Annotated in this window: 3 protein-coding genes and 1 tRNA gene; 3 read left to right on the top strand and 1 reads right to left on the bottom strand. The window is 31.7% G+C overall.

Annotated features, from left to right (window positions below; genetic code table 11):
* Nucleotides 1-629: hypothetical protein (locus E6248_RS14835; RefSeq protein ID WP_316341554.1), on the top strand; the 629-nt coding region annotated here is incomplete at its 5' end.
* A 122-nt stretch (nt 630-751) separates the two neighbouring features.
* Here the strand turns inward: E6248_RS14835 and E6248_RS14830 are convergent.
* A tRNA-Leu gene (locus E6248_RS14830) sits at nt 752-835 on the bottom strand.
* A 235-nt stretch (nt 836-1,070) separates the two neighbouring features.
* Between E6248_RS14830 and E6248_RS14825 the strand changes: the two genes are divergently transcribed.
* Together E6248_RS14825 and E6248_RS14820 are read left to right on the top strand one after the other, a co-directional pair.
* On the top strand, nt 1,071-1,763 hold the full coding sequence (locus E6248_RS14825; RefSeq protein ID WP_156625543.1) for an iron-sulfur cluster assembly scaffold protein: 693 nt from the start codon (nt 1,071-1,073) through the stop codon (nt 1,761-1,763).
* A 20-nt stretch (nt 1,764-1,783) separates the two neighbouring features.
* The gene (locus E6248_RS14820) at nt 1,784-2,782 is read left to right on the top strand and encodes a GGGtGRT protein (RefSeq protein WP_136004065.1); all 999 of its coding nucleotides are present in this window, start codon (nt 1,784-1,786) and stop codon (nt 2,780-2,782) included.
* The last annotated feature ends 320 nt before the right edge of the window (nt 2,783-3,102 follow it).

The following is a 3,102-nucleotide window of genomic DNA, read 5'->3' as shown; positions in this document are numbered from 1 at the left end:
TAATACATCCGTATGGAATTAAAAGAAAAAACTATCTAATAGATGATGTAAAAAAACTAATTTCTGAGGATGTAAATATAGACGAATTTAGAAATAAAATAATTGTAACTTCAACTTCTCCTAAAATTTTATATAATTCTAAAAATTTATGTGAATTCATACTTATACCGATTGAAGAATCCTATGAAAAGTACATAAATTTAGATTCAGTATTTATTGATAAATACATTTTAAATAAATATTTTTGTGAATATAATAAAAATATTAATACAGATACCTATATAAAAAATGTAAAAAGATTATTTAAATCTGACAAAGAATACACAGTATACATAGATTTAAAAAATAAATATTCTTCTAATTATATTATAGGAATTAAAGAAAATATAAGACATGTGCTTAACTTAGATGAATTGAAGAAAAATCTAACTATAGAAGAATATAAATATTTAAACAATAACGAGTCTTTTGATTTTGTTATATATCGTGACGACGAATATGGATATGCGAAGAAAGTTGTCCAAGTATGTGTTGGCAAACATCATAACGAAGAGGAATTTATTAAGAAAGATAGAACAAAGAAAAAAGTATGTGAACTTGCAGGTATAGATTTTGAAGAGGTATTTTAATATGGAAAGTCAATAGAGTAGAATTAATCTCTACTTTATTTTTATGCGTTGCACCCTGGTTGCACCCTAAAGGCAAAAATAAAGCACTCAAACCCTTTATATATAAGGATTTAAGTGCTTATTGGTGCCGGCAGAGGGAATCGAACCCTCACGGTAAAACCGCATGATTTTGAGTCATGTGCGTCTGCCAGTTCCGCCATGCCGACTTGCTGCATAGTTATTATAGCAAAATAGTTATAAAATAGCAAGTAAGAAAATTTTCATAAGAAAAGGATAGGTTTTTTGTAATATTATGTTGTTAGACCTTTTCACTTCTGTTATTATAGATTATAGGATAAATTTGACCTACATGGGTTATTTTTGTCCCGATTACTCTAGTGATAAGTGTTAAAAAATAAACAACGAGACTAGAGCAGTCTATAATTAGGGAGGAGATAAGATATGATGTATTCAAGAGAAGTGGAAGAAATGTGCGTTGTTGCTAAGGGACCTAATCATGGACCTGCGCCAATTCCTGTTGAAGGAAAATGGGTACAAGCTAAAGAAGTAAAAGATATTTCAGGGTTAACACATGGTGTGGGCTGGTGTGCGCCTCAACAAGGAGCTTGTAAATTAACTTTAAATGTTAAGGATGGAATAATTGAAGAAGCATTAGTTGAAACAATAGGATGTTCAGGAATGACACACTCAGCTGCTATGGCTTCAGAAATATTACCAGGAAAGACTATATTAGAAGCATTAAATACTGATTTAGTTTGTGATGCTATTAACACAGCTATGAGAGAATTATTCCTTCAAATAGTTTACGGAAGAAGCCAAACTGCTTTCTCAGAAGGTGGATTACCAATAGGGGCTGGACTTGAAGACTTAGGAAAAGGACTTAGATCACAAGTTGGTACTATGTACGGAACAGTTGCTAAGGGATCTAGATACCTTGAAATGGCAGAAGGATATGTAACTAAAGTAGCTTTAGATGCAAATGGCGAAATAATCGGATACAAATTCGTTCACTTAGGAAAGATGATGGAAATGGTTGCTAAGGGAATGGATGCTAACGAAGCTATGGAAAAAGCTACTGGACAATACGGTAGATTTGATGAAGCTGTAAAAGTTATAGATCCAAGACACGAATAATTTGAAGGGGGAACAGTATAATGGCATTATTTGAAAGTTATGAAAGAAGAATTAATCAAATCATTCCTGTATTAGAAAAGTACGGAATGAGTAAAATAGAAGATGCAAAGACAGTTTGCGATGAAAAAGGTATAGATGTTTACGAAATCGTAAAATCTACACAACCAATCGCTTTTGAAAATGCAATGTGGGCTTACACTTTAGGTGCTGCAATTGCAATTAAAAAGGGATGTACTAAAGCTGCAGAAGCTGCAGAAGCTATTGGAGAAGGACTTCAAGCTTTCTGTATTCCAGGATCAGTAGCAGATGATAGAAAAGTTGGTCTTGGACATGGTAACTTAGGAGCTATGCTTTTAAGAGAAGAAACTAAATGTTTTGCTTTCTTAGCAGGACACGAAAGCTTTGCTGCTGCTGAAGGAGCTATTAAAATAGCTGAAAAAGCAAACAAAGTAAGAAAAGAACCATTAAGAGTTATATTAAATGGTTTAGGAAAAGATGCAGCATACATTATATCTAGAATAAATGGATTTACTTATGTAGAAACTAACTTCGATTTCTACACAAGCAAATTAGAAATAGTTAAGGAAGTTCCTTATTCTAACGGACCAAGAGCTAAGGTTAAATGTTATGGAGCTAATGATGTTAGAGAAGGTGTTGCTATAATGCATCACGAAGGAGTTGACGTATCTATTACTGGTAACTCAACTAACCCAACTAGATTCCAACATCCAGTTGCAGGAACATACAAGAAAGAATGTGTTGATCAAGGAAAGAAATACTTCTCAGTAGCATCAGGTGGTGGTACAGGAAGAACTCTTCACCCAGATAACATGGCAGCAGGTCCAGCTTCTTATGGTATGACAGATACTATGGGAAGAATGCACTCAGATGCACAATTTGCAGGATCATCTTCAGTTCCAGCTCACGTTGAAATGATGGGATTAATTGGAATGGGAAATAACCCAATGGTAGGTGCTACAGTAGCTGTTGCAGTTGCTATTGAAGAAGCAATGAAATAAGATCAATAAGTTTGTTTACACATAAAAAGTTCTGAACTTTATAAAATAGTTTCTAAAAGAATTATAAAAAGTTTAGAGAAAAGAGTCTCATATGAAATTTTAATAATTTTATATGGGGCTTTTTTTTATTAAATTAGAAGAAGAATGTTATCTTAAATATTTTAATATTTAGCATAATAATATTATTGTTAAATATATTAAATTATAAAGAGTAATAATTAGTGAAAGTTAAGAATTCTTTTACCTTTATTGATAAATTTAATTTATATAAGGAATTTATATTACTATATAGCAATATAATATATAAAAAATTGAAGAAT

It is taken from the genome of Clostridium sp. (assembly GCF_032552055.1).
Classification (GTDB): domain Bacteria; phylum Bacillota; class Clostridia; order Clostridiales; family Clostridiaceae; genus Clostridium.
The sequence above is the reverse complement of the archived record's forward strand: the minus strand, read 5'-3'. Positions and strand labels throughout refer to the sequence as shown.

Bases quoted from the DNA above. Each gene is read 5' to 3' on its own strand.
- E6248_RS14825 (WP_156625543.1), top strand. From the start codon at position 1,071: ATGATGTATTCAAGAGAAGTGGAAGAAATGTGCGTTGTTGCTAAGGGA.
- E6248_RS14820 (WP_136004065.1), top strand. From the start codon at position 1,784: ATGGCATTATTTGAAAGTTATGAAAGAAGAATTAATCAAATCATTCCT.